The following is a 17,213-nucleotide window of genomic DNA, read 5'->3' as shown; positions in this document are numbered from 1 at the left end:
GAGATGGAAACCGGATCGATGCGAACCTCACTGGCAAGCCGCGCGGCCGATGTCGCAATCATTACGGTGCTGCTGCTGCTTGGCTTCGTTGTTGTCTATCCGTTTATTAATCTGCTCGCGCTGTCCTTCAACGACGGCAGCGATGCGGCGCGGGGCGGGATTTACTTCTTCCCGAGGAAGGTTTCGTACGCGGCCTACGGGATGCTCTTCGAGAACAAGAAGCTGCTTGACGGTCTGGGCTGGTCCGTGCTGCGCGTCGTGGTCGGCACATGCACCTGCCTGTTCATGACGGGGCTCTTGTCGTACATCATCAGCATCCGGACGTTCTCCGGGCGCAAATTCATGCGAATCCTGTTCTTCATCACGATGTATTTCAGCGGAGGCATCATTCCGACTTACCTGCTGATGAATAATCTTCATCTGACGAATTCGTTCCAAGTGTACTGGATTCCCGGCTTGATCAACGCGTATTTCATGCTGCTTATGGCGTCCTACATCTCCGACCTGCCCGAGGCGCTGTTCGAGTCCGCGCGAATGGACGGAGCCAGCGAGCTGCGCATCTATTGGCGGATCGTCATTCCGGTGGCGATGCCGGTATTCGCGGCCGTATCGATCTATGCGGCGGTGGGGCACTGGAATTCATGGTTCGACGTGATCCTGTACAATTTCAACGGCAAGTTCGATACGCTTCAGGTCTACTTGCGGCGGCTGCTCCTCGAGGTGGAGGCGACGCAGCAAATCCGCGACCAGCAGCTTCTGATGCATAAGTTCCAAGGCTTATCGCCGATGACGCTGCGAGCGGCGACCACGATCGTCGTCACCGTCCCGATCCTGTGCGTCTATCCGTTTCTGCAAAAATATTTTATCGGCGGCATCACGCTGGGTTCCGTCAAAGGTTAATCACTGAAGTCACAGAAGGAGGCATGTCTGTCCATGTCCAAGCTAACGAGTCCTTTCAAGCTGCAATCCTCTTCCCGTTCACTCGAAGCGGCGGCCCGGTGGGCTGCTGAGCAAGCGCTCGCTTACGCCTCGGAGGGTGACCCCGTCGGTCCCTGGTATGAAGCGGCGCTTCCGAGGCGCGAAGCATTCTGCATGCGCGACGTGGCCCATATGAGTGCAGGCGCGGCCGTTCTCGGCTTAGGCGCGCATACGAAGAACATGCTGCTGCATTTCGCTTCCCAGATTAGCGCGTCCAAGGACTGGTGCACGTACTGGGAGATCACGAAGGACGGGCTTCCATGTCCGGATGATTATACGAGCGACGATGATTTCTGGTATAATCTGCCCGCAAACTTCGATATCATCGACTGCTGCTACCGGCAGTTCCTGTGGAGCGGCGACCGCGACTACCTGCAGGACGAGCGGTTTCTGCATTTCTACGAGCGGAGCTTGAACGATTACGTACGGCGCTGGGACCGCGACGGCGACGGCATTCCCGACCATGTGCAGGGCGAAGGCCGCCGGGGCATCGCGTCCTACGTGGAGGATTCGCTCACGCCGAAGGTCGGCGGGGATCTGATCGCTGCTCAATACGCCGCTTATTCCGCATACAGCGCAATCGCCCGGCTTCGCGGGGAGAACGATACGGCTGCGCATTACGGCGGTTTGGCCGAGCGGCTGCGGCTCATCTACGACGAGCAGTGGTGGGGCGAGCCAAATCAGCGTTTCAACGCAGCGATTTTGCAAGATGGCAACTATTATACGGCCTACTATCTGTCCGCGCATTATATGCCGATCTACTTCGGCCTTATTGCCTCTGGCGAGAAACGGGCGCTAGCGGTGAATGACATTAAGCGGAACGGTGTCTCGAACGTGGAGGAGCTCTCGCATTTGCCGGACGTGTATTACAAGACGGGCGAGAAGGATGCGGCATATGAGGCGTTACTCCAGCTCTGCAATGAGCAAACCGCACGCCGGGAATATCCGGAGGTGTCCTATTCCGTGATTGGCAATATCGTCACGGGACTGCTCGGCGTGAAACCGTTGGCTGACCGGGGATTTATCGAAATCGCGCCACAGCTGCCGAGCGGCTTGGAATGGGTCCGGGCGGAAGGGATCGCGGTGCTGGACAATCAGATCGCCATCGAGATCGGAGATGGTATGGCGAAGGTTACCAACGAGCATGGGCCGGAGATTCAGGTGCGTGCGGGTGACCGATTGCTTGCGATTGGCGAAGGCGCAGCGGCTGCGATGCGGCTGCCATAAGGAAGAAGGAGCCTCGCGGGGGATGCCCTGCGAGGCTCTTTGCGTTCGCTGCTGCGCGATTCCGGCAGCTGTCTATCTGCTGCGTAAAGCGAAACGGGCGGCTGCTTCATACATCGGCTGCCGATGCATGTGGGTGCGATACAGAACGAACTCGTCGACGTGCCAGCTTGGCGGCTTGTCTTCACGTCCTTCAGCCTGCTGCGGCATCGATTTGCCGGAGGGGTCGGGAGCGGGAATGCCTGCCGGCTGGCTGTTGAACCGGCCGCCTTGCAGCAGCGCGGGCAGTACGAATGCTTCTTCGCCTAGGTAGCTGCGGGCGATCGTTAAGTGCGGGCTGTATGGACGCGCTTCGGCAGCGAAGCCGAGCGGAGCCGTGGCTTGGGCGACCAGCCTCTGCAGGCGGTGCAGCTGCGTCGTTTCGCCGCCGAGGTCGGTCCAGAACACGCGCGGCTGCTGAGGCCTCCCGAAGGTTCCCGTGCCTTGAAGCGATAATTTGAAAGGCTGAACCCCGCCGGACTCGGCTGCGGCTGTCAAGGCGGCAATGAGCTCGGGGATCCGGCCGGGTGCCGTGTCACCAAGAAACTGCAGCGTCACGTGAAGGTCCGCTTCGTGCGTCCATTTGCGAAACGGAAACGAAGGGCGCAGACCAGCTGTCCAGGCGGCAACCGTCTGCTTCAACGCATCCGGCAGCGGAACGGCAATGAACAGGCGCTGGGCTGCCTCTGTCGATTCGGTCTTCGGTGTACGCATTGATCGTTTCTCCTCCTTCCCGGGTATGATTTGCCCTCTAATCTCGATTAATCCCAATAACGACGGTGTGTATACATGCAACCGAATGATAGCTGTATTCGTCTAAATTATGGAATTAATATAGCAGCGAGTATAGAGGGGGAGCGTATGCGGAATCTACTCGGGTATGTCTGTGTAATTGTCGTGCTGCTTCTTGGCGCCCTGTTTCTGTATCATAACCGGAAGCCTTCTGACGCGCGAGGCTTTGATGCGATTGTCCCGGGCGATGTGGCCAAGATTGAGTATCGGGACGACGGAAGCGGCTTGTTTTACGAGAGCAGTGACAAGTCGGAGATTGCTCCGTTCCTCCAGCTGCTGCGAACAACCGACTATCGTGAGATCAAGCCGGATCCTTGGACGGGAAGCGGCTATTTCCGATTGTATGATCAAGGCAGCCATAGAGTGGCGGGGGTGTCGTTCGGTCCGCGGCAAGCCATAGTCATCAACGACGTTTATTATGAGATGACGACCGATGTGAATGATCGCTTAGTGGCTTTCTTACGCGAATTTGTCAATGACAGGCACGTGGTTATGGGGAAATAATCCATGGCTGCGATCGAGGAGGGTTCAAGTTGTATGATCCCAGCCACGACATGCATGAAGTTTTCGCCAACTGAAACGAAGAAACTTTCTCGAAAATGACGGTTATCCGCTCGTGTTGGCAGTGGAACAAGTCGGTCCTGAAGTGACTCCTTGAAGTTAGACATTTTTAATTTAGGCAACCTGCTGGGCTGTATTTTACCTAGCTCATGCCTTTAATTTTGACTTGATTCGTTTATTATCGTAGTAATTCATACTATGCAAGCTTGCTTGAGGCTCTCCCGAGTCTCCTTTTTTTGGGGTTATTCCATGAAGTATTAGTGGGATTTTGAGGAAAAAGCCTGGGTTTTACCCGGTTTAGTTACTTTTTCTCTTGTTTTCTCGTTATTCCTTTGGTTGCCAATTGCCTTTTCTTTGAAGTATGATAGCGCTTTCAGGGATAACAGGATTATCCTGGAAAATATATAGAAGGAAGTGGGGTGGTGGCAGATAAGCAGTCAAAGATTTGCCGTCTAAGCGAGCACGAGTCGGAACAGCCCGTACAAGTCATTCAATTCGAGCGGGTAAACGTAAAGAAAAAGGAGACGGTAAGGTTGAAACTCAAATTGACAGAGCAAGAGTTGGCGAGCGGCCAATTGAACCCAGAACTGCTCGAACTGGCGGCTGAGCAGGTTCGCGTTAACGGTTATATCGTATTTGACAAAGTCATAAGCGAGGAGAAAATTACCCGGATTCGCCAAGCTTTCGATCCGATCTTCGATTCCTACATTGAGAAGCGCGGCTACAACACGGGAACGAACCGCGCGCAGATGTTCCTGCCGTTCATGGAGCCATTCATAGACAACGATGTCATTGCGCACCCGATTACGATGAGCGTCATCGACAAAGTATTGGGCCAAGGCCATCACTGCTCGTATTTCGCCTCCGATACGCCGATGCCAGGTTCGGACTATCAAGCCGTGCATTGCGACATTATGCCGCTATTCCCGGAGTTGACGGTCCCTCTGCCGGCATTTAGCCTTGTCGTGAATATTCCGCTTGTCGATGTAACGGAAGAGAATGGACCGCTCGAAATATGGCCGGGCGGAACGCATCTAAATCCGGACAACGCGAACCACGATACGCTTGACGGCAGTGTCAACCCGAACCTTCACATCGTCCGAGCGGCGGAGGGCATGCTTTCGGAGAAAGTATTCATGTCCGCAGGTTCCATTGTGATCCGCGATATCCGCATGTGGCACCGCGGCACGCCGAATCGTTCGAATTACCGCCGTACAAATCTTGCCATGATTTTCAACCGCTATTGGTACGGATCAAGCTCCCAAACGCCGATTCCGCAAGAAACCTACGATTCGTTGTCTGGTAAAGGAAAAGAAATTTTTCGCGGCGCTCGTATTGGTCAACCTGCGGCAATGCCTTGGGACTGAACGGCTTCTCTGCCAAAACAGGCATTTGGGGTGAACCCCCTTAAATGCCTGTTTTTCTTCATTTATCGAATCGTTTCACTGAAAACGTATATTGGAGTCGTTTCAGTTGAGAAATCCGCTCGATCGGAAATAAAAATAGTCTGATTTTCGGGGAATGAAAGCCTTTTCATATCTGGGAAATTATGCTATCATGTGTTTGTGAAACGTTTCTATAAATGAAATCGATTAAGGTGGTATCGGATACCCTTCTACGAAATATGAATGGATAATGATACGAAGAATTCGCTAAAAAGTCGAATTTAATACGATCTAGTGAAACGTTTCAACTGGCTAACTAAGGTGGAATTCATGATGGCTGCTACGATCAAAGATGTTGCGAAAATGGCCGGAGTTGCCGTGTCGACGGTTTCTTACGCCCTGAATAACTCTCCGAAAATCAGTGAAGGGACCCGGAGAAAAGTCATGCAGGCGGCCGAAGCTTTGAATTACCGGCCAAGCGGAGCGGCGCGGAATTTAAAGAAACGGAAAAGCGAAACGATCGGTTTGTTTTTGAACGATCTGGGCGGTCCTTTCTACAGTCAGGTTATCGAAGGCGTACAGGAGGTCGTTGCCTCCCATAATTACAATCTGATTGTATGCAGTACATATGGCGGCGAGAACAGCTCCGCGCACCGGTTTCTAAGAGAGAAGTTCGTGGATGGGGCCATTATAATGGGCACCTCCATACCGGATAGTCTCGTTCATCAGGTTGCTGCTGAATCGTTCCCGATCGTCGTTCTTGACAGGGAGCTTAAAGGGGATTACGTGCACAGCGTCCTCATCACGAACGAACAGGGGGCTTATGACGCCGTTTCGCATCTCATTAAATTGGGACGCCACAAAATTGAGTATCTCAGCGGGCCGCAAGCGAACAACGACAATATGCAGCGTTATGAAGGCTATAAGCGGGCGCTGATGGAACATAGTCTCCCCGTACCGTCGAGGGTCACCATGCAGGGCCGTTATTTGGAAGCCGGCGGCTATCAAGCCGTGAAGGTGATGATGGCAGGCAATCGGATGCCTGATGCGATATTCGCCGCCAACGATGAAATGGCTATCGGCGCTATCCGGGCTTTGCGCGAAGGTGGCATACGGGTGCCGGAGGATGTTGCGATCGTCGGCTTTGACAACATTAATCTTGCTCCGTTTGTCCGGCCTGCCCTAACAACGATAGGCCATTCTAAATATGAAATGGGCGCGATCGCAACGCAGCTTGTGTTCGATGTGCAGAAGGAAGGGAATTCCATCCTGCTGCCAACGCAGTTGGTTATCCGTCAATCCTGCGGTTTCAACACCATGTACGAAAATGAAGAATGGGAAGCGACCATACTCAATGAAGGGAGGCGAAAACAAATCTAAACGGACGAATCCGTAAGCCGGTATTTGCTTGTAAGCATGAATGCATCACCAAATTCACATTCCTGAGCTGGGGGAATCTCGAATGAAAAAGTCGATGAATATGCTGCTTTTGATGAGTCTTGCTTTAACGTTCATGCTCGCGGGCTGCGGAAGCAGTAACGCGAACAAGCCTGCAGATACAAACACGGGAAATACAGTGAAAACGAATAATGCAACACAGACGAATGCAAATAAGCAAGAAGAGCCGGCGGCTGAAGAACCGGCGCCGGCAGCGAACGAATTGGTCACCATTAAATATGCGACTTGGGCAGACCCGATAATGGAAAAGAAACGGATTGCGGCATTCGAAGCTGCTCATCCGAACATCAAAGTGGAAATCGACCCGTCCATTGTGTGGCCGTGGGACGAGAAGCTGGCAGCTGCAGCTGCTGCTGACAAATTGCCCGATGTATCTTTTCTCTTCAATGTGCCGCTTGCGGTCGGTAACGGGTGGGTTGAGGATTTGACGACGTACTTGTCCGAAGACCCGGACTATAATCCGGACAACATCTACGGCAACCTGAGCGACACCGGCAAATACGGCGGCAAGCAATTTGCACTGCCGCACGGCTTGTTCGCACAAGGCATCTACATTAATCTGGATTTGTTTGCGAAAGAAAACATTCCGGTGCCGTCCGCAAATTGGACGCTCGCGGAGTTCGAGGATATTTCAAGAAAGCTGACCAAGTTCAACGATCATCAGTTCGGTATTGACGGTGCAGCCGGCATGGCTGATGTGCTCATACCGCAATTCGATCCCTCCCTGGGCTGGGGCACATGGGACGGCACGAAATTCAATTTCACAAACGCGGCGTACGCGGACGCGGTCAACTGGTCGGTTAATTTCGGCAAAAAGGATAAGTCCTCGACGGAAAGCTATCCGAAAGCGGAGCGCGATAAATGGTTCGGTAAAGACAAGAGCGGCTGGTCGGTTGGCAAAGTAGGCATGGTGTTCGATGCGACCTGGAGTCTGGCCGGCTACAAGAGGGATCTGAAATTTAAATGGGATTTCCTTCCGCTTCCAGCTGTCAACGGTCAAAGAACGCCGCTGGTTACCGACTATGCCGGCGTCATGAAAAGCTCCAAGCATAAGAAAGAAGCATTCGAATTCTTGAAATGGATGACGTACTCCAAGGACGGCTGGATGGCGCGCATTCGAGACGAAGCGCCAATCGCTTCCATGCCGCTCGTGAACGACCGTGATGTATGGAGTGCCTACCTCTCCAGCGAGCATATTACGCCTGGCGTCAAGGAAATCGTGAAAACGATTCCAAACGGCTTCATTGACAGCTTCAAATGGTTGCCCGGTTATGCGGAGTTCCTTGCGAAAGTAAGAGATCCGTATGGAGATAAGTTTGCCAAAGGCGAAGCAAGGCCGGAAGATGTAGCTGCGGAATTCCAGCAAAAATCAACGGATATCTACAATGCGGCCATGGCTAAGATTACGGAAGCGACGAAGTAAACCAGGCATTCACGATATCCCCTCCCCGCCCGCGGGGAGGGGATACCGTTCAACTAGGAGTGAGAGTATGAAGCGCAAAGCATTTCTAACAATGTTGACGATCATGCTGCTTTTGACAATTGTGCCTGCGATGCAGGCAAGCCGCGCCGATGCTGCAGATGGGGCGCCCGTGGATAAGGGGAGCGACACCGACGATATTCTTGACAGCCTATTCGGAGACCCAACCAAAACCACGGACGGCATGTCAACGCCCGCACAGGGGGAAGAGGAACAAAGCGAGGAAACGGATACGCCGATTAAACGGGTAGTGGAAGATTCCTACTCCGACGTGCTGGGTCAATGGCATGCAGACGGAATCAAGGATGCAATAGGGACGGAGATCATTATCCATCCCGCAGACTTCTCGGTTCCGGGCGGAAAGACTAAGCTTGCTTCTGATTCCAAGGGATATGACGAACCGGTATTTTCTTGGGATGACAGCATTCCGTCGATCGATCTGAACGTGAATGCGCCTCAGGACGGTCTTTATACCATGCAGGTCGATTATTACTCCTTATCCGATAAGATTATTCCGATCGAGCGGGCCATTCAAGTCAATGGCAAGTATCCGTTTTTTGAAGCAAGGCGTTTCGTGCTGCCTAAGCTTTGGACGGATGAAACCGCAACATTTGCGCAAGATGCGCTTGGCAATGAACTGCCGTCCTCCCAGAAGCAAATCAAAGCATGGCAATCGATGCCGCTGTTGGATGCCAGTTATTTTACCGCCGAGCCGTTACGTTTGCATCTCAAGCAAGGTGCAAACAGCATCAAGCTCATCCATGTGAGAGAATCCGCGCTGATCGGGAGAATTGCGATCCGTGCTCCCGAAGCGCTGCCGTCATACGAGCAGTATCGGAGATCCAATGACGTTCCGCAGGCGGAACGCGCGTTAATCACCGTTGAAGCCGAGCATCCGCTCGCCAAATCAGAGCCATCCATCCGTGCGATTCCAAGCGGGGATACGACGGTACAGCCGCACCGGCTGGGTAAGATCACCCTGAATACGTTAGGCGGCGAAAGCGCTGCCAATGAACAGGCGTGGCAGCTGGGAGGCCAGCGCGTTACCTGGCAAGTGCAGGTGGAGCAAACCGGCAGCTATCAGCTGGCCTATAAGTATTTGCAGAACAAGAAAACGAATATGCCGGTATTTCGCACGTTGTTGATCGACGGCAAAGTGCCGTTCGCGGAAGTGCAAAGCTATCCGTTCACCTATACCAGCGACTGGCGAAATGAAGTATTTTCCAGCCAAGACGGGAAGCCGTTTCAATTTGCGCTCGGTCAAGGGCAGCACACCATTACGCTTGCGGCGAGCCCGGCGCCGTACGGATCGGTCGTGCAAACCATCCGCAGCATCATGTGGGATATCAATACGCTGACCCTTGAAATCAAGATGGCGACAGGCAATACCATGGATGCGAACCGCGATTGGGATGTTGAGGGGCAGATGCCGAATCTGGCCGATCAGCTCAAAGGCTACGCAGCCGCTCTAAGGAAGCAATACGATTTGCTGAAAGCGCTCTCGGGCAAGAAACCGGACGAGGCGGCCAACATGGTCGTCTCCGCGGAAATTCTGGAACGCTTGGCGGCATCGCCGGAGAAAATTCCCTACCAATACAACCGGCTGTCGGAAGGCTCCGGCTCCGTGCTGCAAATGCTTGGCGTTGTAAATGCGAAGCTGCCGAACCAGCCGCTGCAGATCGACCGGTTCTATGTGTATGCGGACAGCAAGCTGCCTGGAACGAAGACCGGCTTCTTCCGTTCGTTGATGGAAAACGTCCAGCTCTTCTTCCAATCCTTCACGAAGGATTACTCGAAGGTCGCGGCATCAGACGACGAAGATACGTTGCAGATTTGGGTAAACCGCTCGCGTCAGAACGTGTCGCTGATGCAGCAGCTGGCTAATCAGGAGTTTACGAAGAAGACCGGCATCAAAGTAGCGCTGTCGCTGATGCCGGATGAACAGAAGCTGAACCTTGCCGCGGCTGCCGGGAGATCGCCTGATGCTGCGCTCGGCGTGAGCAACTATATCCCATTCAGACTGGCCGCGCGCGGGGCGCTGGCGGATATGAACCAGTTTGAAGGCTACGAGGACGTTCATAAACAATTTTCGCCGGGGGCGTTTGCCTCCGTTATGTTTGACAATAAAGTATACGCTTTGCCGGAGACGCAGAACTTCTGGGTGCTGTTCTACCGGAAGGATATCCTGGATGGGCTGAACATTCCGGTGCCGGACACCATGGAAGAGGTCAAAGCGATCCTGCCGGAGCTGCAGCGGTTCGGGATGAATTTCTACAGTCCGCTATCTGCTACGGGCGGGTTCAAACCGTACACGTACACGATTCCGTTTATTAACCAAAACGGCGGCAAGCTGTATTCGGATGACGGTCTGCGCACGGAGCTCGACACCGATGAGTCGCTTGCCGGATTCAAGCAAATGACCGATCTGTTCACGGTTTACAGCGTACCGATGCAGGTGCCGAGCTTCTACAATCAATTCCGAGACGGCAGCTTGCCGATCGGCATCGCGGATTTCCCGACTTACGTGCAGCTGACGGCCGCGGCGCCCGAGCTGGCCGGCTGGTGGAAGATCGCGCCGTATCCGGGCGTGAAGAACAAAGAAGGCGAAGTCGTTCGCTCTGCTCCGGGGACCGGGGCGACGGGAATTATTTTCAAGTCCAGCAAGAAGAAGGAGCAGGCCTGGGCGTTTCTGCAATGGTGGACGTCGATGGAGACGCAGGTCCGCTTCGGCAACGACATGGAGTCCATCTACGGTCCAACCTACAAGTGGAATACGGCGAACCTGGCGGCCTTCGAGCAGCTGTCATGGCCGAAGGAAGATATCGAGGTCATCAAGGAACAGTGGAAATGGCTATGGGACGTGCCGCGTTACTTGGGCGATTACATGGTCGAACGCGAGATCAGCGACGCGTGGAATAAGATTGTCTTCGACGGGTACAACGCAAGGCGCGCGCTTGAGGATGCGGTCATTAACAGCAACCGCGAAATTAAAAAGCAGCTTACGGATTTCGGCTACATGAAGGATGGCAAAGCCGTCAAGATCCTTCCGGTTCCGGATGTGCAGCGCTTGGTCAAGGAAGGTGATCGGCAGTGAAACCGGCGACGGTCAAAGCTATCAAAAATGAGCTGAGCGCGTATGCATTCATCAGTCCGTTTCTCATCATATTCGCACTGTTTATCATCATTCCGGTCGCTGCCGCAATCGGGCTGTCCTTTACCTACTTCAATACCATCCAGGCACCGCGATTTATCGGCTTCGAGAATTTCGTCAATTTAATAACGCAGGATAACGCGTTTATGATGTACATCCTGCCCAATACGTTCAAGTTCGCGCTGCTGGTCGGTCCGGGCGGCTACGCCCTGTCCTTCTGGCTCGCCTGGCTGCTCGCGCAGATTCCGCGCAAATCGCGTACCCTTCTGACGCTGGCGATTTATTCGCCGTCACTGACCGCCGCGGTTGCGATGGCCGTCATCTGGCTTGTGATATTCAGCGGCAACGCTTCCGGTTATCTCAACCATTTCCTCATGAATCTGGCTTTTATCAACGAGCCGGTTCAATGGACGCAGTCCCCGCATTACTTGATGCCGATCATGGTTGTCGTCACGCTGTGGAACAGTATGGGCGTCGGCTTCCTGGCGATGCTTGCAGGCATCCTGAACATCAATTCGGAGATGTATGAGGCCGGCTATATCGACGGCATCAAAAACCGCCTTCAAGAGGTGTGGTACATTACCATTCCGAGCATGAAGCCGCAAATGCTGTTCGGGGCGGTGATGGCCGTCGTCGGTACGTTCCAGGCCGGCGCCATCGGCGTTCAGCTGTCCGGAGCGAATCCGACGCCTCAAAATGCCGGGCAGCTGATGATCAATCATATCGAGGACTACGGCTTCTTGCGTTATGAAATGGGATATGCCTCGGCCGTATCCGTAGTGCTGCTGATTATCGTGTATGGCTTCTCGAAATTGTGCTGGCGATTGTTCGGTGACAAAGACTAAACGCCGGCATTCATACCATCGGGAGAAGGAGATTGGGCAATGGCTTCTTTTCAAAGCAACAAGATTAACCCTGACCGTTTCAGCTGGGGGCAGCTCAAGTTTTTCGCCTTCTTGGGCGCCCTGTCCGTTTTCATGATCTTACCGATCGTGTTCATCTTCTCTCAGGCACTAAAGCCGATCGATGAGCTGTTTCTGTATCCGCCGAAGTTTCTCGTGCAGCACCCGACGTTCGAGAATTTCACGATGCTGTTCAAAGCGACGGACGTTACCGTCATTCCGAAGAGCAAATATTTGTTCAACAGTCTCATCGTAACAGGGGCTGTCGTATTTCTATCCATCGCCATCAGCGCCATGACGGGCTTCGCCTTGTCAAAGAAGGAGTTCAAGCTGAAGAAGGCCGTCTTCGAGGTCAATATCATTGCCCTCATGTTCGTTCCGGCAGCCGTGACGATTCCGCGGTACTTGGTTGTCCAGAAGCTGGGGCTGACGGACAATTTCCTGGGGCATATTCTGCCGATGCTTGCGCTGCCGGTCAGCGTATTCCTAGTCAAGCAGTTCGTGGATCAAATTCCGGATGCGCTGCTGGAAGCGGCACGGCTTGACGGCGCCAACGACTATTACGTGTTTCGTAAAGTCGTCGTGCCGATGATTCTGCCGGCACTGGCAACCGTCGCGATCCTGTCGTTTCAATTGGCATGGAACAATACGGAGACTTCCTCGCTCTATATGAATAAGGAAACGATGAAGACCTTTGCTTTCTACATGAGCACGCTGACTACGACGACGGCGATGGAAAACAATATTGCCGGCCAGGGACTTGCGGCCGCAGCCGCACTGCTTATGTTTATTCCCAATCTCGTTATATTCATTTTCATGCAAAGCAAAGTCATGGACACGATGGCGCATTCCGGGCTGAAGTGAGGGGGAGAACAATGCGAATCATGAAACGGGTTTTATTTCTCCTCCTCATTGCGCTGATGCTGAACGGCAGCACCGCGTATGCCGATGTCCCTTACAATACGTTTACGATTACCGATGACGGCCATGGCGTCATGATGCAGAATGCCTATGTGCCGCTCGGCGTCATGGACGGGAACAGCATTTTCGAGGGAGATTCGGAGAAAGCCGGATCGAAGCCGGAGCTTAAAGGGCCGGAAGATCTGTTTGTCGACAGCGACGACAACATCTATATCGCCGATACGGGAAATGCAAGGATCGTCGTCCTGGATTCCTGGGGCAACTATCTGCGTACGGTCGGGGAAGGCAAGCTGTCGCGGCCCACCGGCATCTATGTGTCGGAGAGCAAGGAGCTCTATGTTGCGGATTTCGGCAAGCAAAGCGTCTTTATCTTCGATAAGAGCGGTGCGCTGAAGAAAACGATCGGCAAGCCGAAGACGCAGCTGTACGGCAAAGATACGCCGTTTAAGCCGAAGAAGATTATCGCGGATAAACGCGGCAGCATTTACATCATCGGTGAAGGCCTCGTTCAAGGCCTCGTGCGGCTGAGCCCCGAAGGGGATTTTCTCGGATACTTCGGGGGAAACCGTGCAGGCTTCGATATCGTCCGAACGCTGCAGCGGATTTTCTATACGAAGAAGCAGTTAAGCAAGATTACGCGGGAACTGCCGCTCTCTCCGACGAACGTAGCGGTAGACAGCGAAGGGCTTATTTATACCAGTACCGTGGGCATCAACGGCCAGGCCATCAAGAAGCTAAACGTGGCGGGCAAGAATTTGCTTTCGAACGTGTGGTCCTTCGATCAAATTTCGGACATCACCGTAGATGCGATGGGCAATTTCTATGCGGTCGACGCCGTTCGCGGCCGGGTTCTGGAGTATAACCGGGACGGAGCGCTCATGTTTATTTTCAGTTATAAGGACACGGGCTACCAGCGCCTTGGCTTGCTGCAGTCGCCAACCGGCGTGGCCGTCAGCTCTGATGGCAGGCTGTTCGTGCTGAGCGGGGAACGGGCGAACGTTCAAGTGTTCAAGCCGACCGCGTTTACGCTGCTTGTCCATAAAGCGCTTTCGCTGTACCTCGACGGCAAATACGCGGAGAGCCGCGAGCCTTGGCATGAGGTGCTGCGGCAGAACAGTCTCTTCTCGCTTGCCCATACCGGCATCGGTCTTGCTTATTTTAAAGAAGGCCAGTACAAGGAGGCATTTGAAGAGTTCCAGTTCTCCAAGAACAAGAAGGAATACTCGAACGCTTATTGGGAAATCCGCAGAGAGTGGATCATGAAGCATGCGGCGGATGTGGCATTAACCGGCTTTATTCTGATCCTGCTTCTTGCCGCAGTGCGCTGGTCATACCGGCGATTCGGCTTCGGCCGCCAAATCGTGCATCGCATGAAGACGCTGAAGGAGCGCCGACTGGTCTTGCAGCTCCTGCACGCGTTCCGAATGCTTCGCCATCCCGTCGACGGTTATTACGAGCTGGAGCATAACGGCAAGGCTTCGGTGCTTTCGGCGACGATCCTGCTGGTCCTGCTGCTGTGCATCCGCATCTTCAGCCTGTACACGACCAACTTCCTGTTCGCGTCCGGGGACCCGAAGCGAATCAACCTGCTGTCGGAGCTGCTGATCTTTCTAATACCGTTGTTCGCATGGATGATTTCCAATTACTTGGTCAGCGTCATCAATGACGGCGAGGGCAGTTTCAAGAACATTTACAAAGGCACCGTCTACGCACTATCTCCCTATTTGGTGTTCGGCATTCCGATCGCCTTGCTTTCGCGGACATTGACGTTGATGGAGTCTGTGGTGTATACGTATGCGAACAATTTGGTCGTGCTGTGGTGCTGTCTGCTGATATTCATCATGGTCAAAGAAGTTCACGGATACGAGATCAAGGACACCGTCAAGAACATCATCATGACGATCATCGGCATGCTCATTATGGCGTTTGTCGCATTTATTCTGTTTGGTCTTTCCAATCAAGTCTGGGAGTTCGTCTACTCGCTGTACCAAGAGGTGAATTTGCGTGTCAGATAACAAGAAGACGGCAGTCCTGATCGCGGCTTCTCTTCTCGCTGTTTTCGGTATGTTCCGGTTCGTATACGGCGAAGAGGGACAGCCTGAGCCTTCGGCTTCGACTATCGAAGCTGCGAGTATTCTTAATCCGAAAGAAGGCACTTTTCCTTACCGTTCCAATAATTACACCATGCCGGAGCAGCAGGCGGCAGCGGTTCCCGTTCGGCCGATTCCTTCCGATTTCAAGCTGATCGGGGAGGGCGGCAAACTGGCGCTCTATATGTCCGAGAAAACGCTTGCGATGATGATCAAGAACAAGGCAACCGGCTATGTATGGTCTTCGGCTCCGAAGGAGGCAGATATCGAATCCGGCGGGCTGAATGGGGATTGGAAGACGGCGGTGAAGTCCCCGCTGCTCATTACGTATTACGATGAGAATAACATGCTCATTACCGGCAGCTACTTGTCGCTGGGCGGCAAAGTGGTTGCGGTCGAAGCCATTCCCCAAGGCTTGCGCCTCAAGCTGAACCTGACCAATATCCAAGCAGGGATGACACTTGAGGTGAAGCTGGACGGCGATTCGCTCGTCGTTTCGGTACCTCAGCCGTCCATGTGGGAGAAAGGCAAGAGCAAGCTTGCCTCGATCCAGCCTTATCCGTTCCTCGGTGCCGTGCATAAGGCCGATATTCCGGGCTATCTCTTCATTCCAGACCGGAGCGGCGCATTGATTCGGTTCAATAAAGCGCATACGCGCTTCGACGAGCCCTATGTCGGCAAGATTTACGGCATGGATATCGCCTCCGACAATATGGAGAGTTATTCGGGAGAAACGCCTGTGCCCGTATTCGGGGTTGTTCATGGGCCCGGTCAGAACGGGCTGCTCGGTATCGTGGAGGACGGCAGGTATAATGCCGAAATTACGGCTTATCCAAGCGGCCTGAATACGGATTTCTACTGGATATCGCCGAAGTTTACGATTCGTTACGGGTACTTCCAGCCGACCAGCAAGACGATGGGCGGCTATAATACCTTCCAGAAGGAAGCGATCGCGAGCGATCGGCAAGTACGTTATCTGTTCCTCGGCGGCGATCAGGCCGACTATGTCGGTATGGCCAAGTCATACCGTTCGTACCTGCAGGATAAAAGCGAGCTGGTCCGGACGACGAAGCCGGGCTCCGACATTCCGCTGCAGGTCCAGCTGTTCGGCGGCGAAACTGAGCCGGGCCTGCTGCATGCAAGCGTAGTTGCCATGACGACGTTCAATCAAGCCCGAACGATCATCGACCGGCTTGCAGCCCAAGGCATAACGCATGTGACGGCCGAGTATAAAGGCTGGTCGGACGGCGGAGCGAACGGTACGCGTCCGGCGGAATTCCCGGTCGAGTCCAAGCTTGGCGGACAAAGCGGCTTGAAAAAGCTGCAGCAGTACTTGACCAGCAGACGCATTCCGCTTTATTTGGCTAACGATTACATGAATGCTTTCGAAGGAACGGATCTGCTCAGCTTCCGCAAGGATGCGGTAAGGTCACTCAGCAACGAGATCGTCGAATATCCGTTCTTTGGCTGGAGTTCGGATGAAGCTTTCGAGGATATCATGACCCGGTTCATCAGCCCCGGCAAAGCGCGCGAAATCGGAGAAGCGGATACGAAGAAGCTTCGGAAGATAGGGATCGACGGGCTTGCGCTGGAAGGGATCGGACAGTTCCTGTTCTCCGACTATAATGCCAAGCATGCGTTTACGCGCGAGCAGGCTGCCGGCGAGTACCGCAAGCTCGCAGAGAAGATGTCCGGAAGCTTGAACCGTAATTTGGCCATGTATATGCCGAACGATTACATGTGGAAGTATACGAACGCGATATTCGGCATGTCGCTCGGCTCCTCTCAGTACATGTACGAGACGGACACCGTTCCATTCCTGCAGGTGCTGCTTCACGGCATCGTGGATTACTACGCGCGTCCCGTCAATTTCAATTCCAGTCCGCGCGAGGATATGCTCCGCATGGTGGAATTCGGCGCCTATCCTTCGGTGTTGATGACGCATGAGCCGTATTCCAAGCTGAGAGATACGCCGTCGACGGACTTGCTCGCCACGCAGTATACGGATTTGGAACAGCCGGCGATTGAGCTTTACGCCATGTCGAACGAAGCGCTGAAGCATGTGCAGGATGCGACGATCGAATCACGCGAAGTTCCGGCTTACGGCATCGTGAGGGTGACGTATTCGAACGGTGTGCAAATCATCGTCAACTATACGTCAAGCGACTACACGCTGGACGGCGTTATCGTCAAAGCGAAAAGCTTCGCGGTCAACGGAGGAGAGTAGATTGA

The 17,213-nt window shown here is 53.7% G+C and carries 12 protein-coding genes; 11 read left to right on the top strand and 1 reads right to left on the bottom strand.

Features of this window, described 5'->3' with window-relative positions; genetic code table 11:
• The first annotated feature begins 3 nt into the window (after nt 1-3).
• Entirely contained in the window at nt 4-900 is an 897-nt protein-coding gene (locus tag KXU80_RS11350; RefSeq protein ID WP_219838279.1) for a carbohydrate ABC transporter permease, read from the top strand.
• Nucleotides 901-933: 33 nt separating this feature from the next.
• Nucleotides 934-2,205: a hypothetical protein gene (locus KXU80_RS11345; RefSeq protein WP_219838278.1), complete on the top strand. Its 1,272-nt coding sequence runs from the start codon at nt 934-936 to the stop codon at nt 2,203-2,205.
• A gap of 72 nt (nt 2,206-2,277) precedes the next feature.
• On the opposite strand, the gene thpR is transcribed toward KXU80_RS11345, so the two are convergent.
• The gene (thpR, locus tag KXU80_RS11340) at nt 2,278-2,955 is read right to left on the bottom strand and encodes an RNA 2',3'-cyclic phosphodiesterase (RefSeq protein WP_219838277.1); all 678 of its coding nucleotides are present in this window, start codon (nt 2,953-2,955) and stop codon (nt 2,278-2,280) included.
• A 147-nt stretch (nt 2,956-3,102) separates the two neighbouring features.
• Here thpR and KXU80_RS11335 point away from each other — a divergent pair, with 147 nt between their 5' ends.
• The 9 genes from KXU80_RS11335 (at nt 3,103) to KXU80_RS11295 (ending at nt 17,208) form a co-directional block, all read left to right on the top strand.
• The gene (locus KXU80_RS11335) at nt 3,103-3,537 is read left to right on the top strand and encodes a hypothetical protein (protein ID WP_219838276.1); all 435 of its coding nucleotides are present in this window, start codon (nt 3,103-3,105) and stop codon (nt 3,535-3,537) included.
• Between the two features lie 590 nt (nt 3,538-4,127).
• Nucleotides 4,128-4,961: a phytanoyl-CoA dioxygenase family protein gene (locus tag KXU80_RS11330; protein WP_219838275.1), complete on the top strand. Its 834-nt coding sequence runs from the start codon at nt 4,128-4,130 to the stop codon at nt 4,959-4,961.
• Between the two features lie 348 nt (nt 4,962-5,309).
• On the top strand, nt 5,310-6,359 hold the full coding sequence (locus KXU80_RS11325) for a LacI family DNA-binding transcriptional regulator (protein WP_258171355.1): 1,050 nt from the start codon (nt 5,310-5,312) through the stop codon (nt 6,357-6,359).
• An 82-nt stretch (nt 6,360-6,441) separates the two neighbouring features.
• Complete coding sequence (locus KXU80_RS11320; RefSeq protein ID WP_219838274.1) at nt 6,442-7,860, top strand: extracellular solute-binding protein; 1,419 nt, start codon at nt 6,442-6,444, stop codon at nt 7,858-7,860.
• A gap of 67 nt (nt 7,861-7,927) precedes the next feature.
• Entirely contained in the window at nt 7,928-11,011 is a 3,084-nt protein-coding gene (locus KXU80_RS11315) for an extracellular solute-binding protein (protein WP_219838273.1), read from the top strand.
• Nucleotides 11,008-11,913, top strand: a complete 906-nt coding sequence (locus KXU80_RS11310; protein ID WP_219838272.1) for a carbohydrate ABC transporter permease — start codon at nt 11,008-11,010, stop codon at nt 11,911-11,913. The genes KXU80_RS11315 and KXU80_RS11310 overlap by 4 nt, the downstream gene beginning before the upstream one ends.
• Before the next feature lie 39 nt (nt 11,914-11,952).
• On the top strand, nt 11,953-12,834 hold the full coding sequence (locus KXU80_RS11305; protein ID WP_219838271.1) for a carbohydrate ABC transporter permease: 882 nt from the start codon (nt 11,953-11,955) through the stop codon (nt 12,832-12,834).
• A 20-nt stretch (nt 12,835-12,854) separates the two neighbouring features.
• Nucleotides 12,855-14,906, top strand: coding sequence for a YIP1 family protein (locus tag KXU80_RS11300; protein ID WP_219838270.1), 2,052 nt, complete (start codon nt 12,855-12,857; stop codon nt 14,904-14,906).
• Complete coding sequence (locus KXU80_RS11295) at nt 14,896-17,208, top strand: DUF5696 domain-containing protein (RefSeq protein WP_219838269.1); 2,313 nt, start codon at nt 14,896-14,898, stop codon at nt 17,206-17,208. The genes KXU80_RS11300 and KXU80_RS11295 overlap by 11 nt, the downstream gene beginning before the upstream one ends.
• Nucleotides 17,209-17,213: the final 5 nt, after the last annotated feature.

Origin of the sequence: Paenibacillus sp. R14(2021) (genome assembly GCF_019431355.1) — a bacterium.
GTDB lineage: Bacteria > Bacillota > Bacilli > Paenibacillales > Paenibacillaceae > Paenibacillus_Z.
This window is presented reverse-complemented; position numbering and strand designations above follow the sequence as displayed.

What these genes read in the sequence shown, in the direction of transcription:
- KXU80_RS11350 (WP_219838279.1), top strand. Translation starts at nt 4, where the DNA reads ATGGAAACCGGATCGATGCGAACCTCACTGGCAAGCCGCGCGGCCGAT.
- KXU80_RS11345 (WP_219838278.1), top strand. Translation starts at nt 934, where the DNA reads ATGTCCAAGCTAACGAGTCCTTTCAAGCTGCAATCCTCTTCCCGTTCA.
- thpR (WP_219838277.1), bottom strand. Translation starts at nt 2,955, where the DNA reads ATGCGTACACCGAAGACCGAATCGACAGAGGCAGCCCAGCGCCTGTTC.
- KXU80_RS11335 (WP_219838276.1), top strand. Translation starts at nt 3,103, where the DNA reads ATGCGGAATCTACTCGGGTATGTCTGTGTAATTGTCGTGCTGCTTCTT.
- KXU80_RS11325 (WP_258171355.1), top strand. Translation starts at nt 5,310, where the DNA reads ATGATGGCTGCTACGATCAAAGATGTTGCGAAAATGGCCGGAGTTGCC.
- KXU80_RS11320 (WP_219838274.1), top strand. Translation starts at nt 6,442, where the DNA reads ATGAAAAAGTCGATGAATATGCTGCTTTTGATGAGTCTTGCTTTAACG.
- KXU80_RS11315 (WP_219838273.1), top strand. Translation starts at nt 7,928, where the DNA reads ATGAAGCGCAAAGCATTTCTAACAATGTTGACGATCATGCTGCTTTTG.
- KXU80_RS11305 (WP_219838271.1), top strand. Translation starts at nt 11,953, where the DNA reads ATGGCTTCTTTTCAAAGCAACAAGATTAACCCTGACCGTTTCAGCTGG.
- KXU80_RS11300 (WP_219838270.1), top strand. Translation starts at nt 12,855, where the DNA reads ATGAAACGGGTTTTATTTCTCCTCCTCATTGCGCTGATGCTGAACGGC.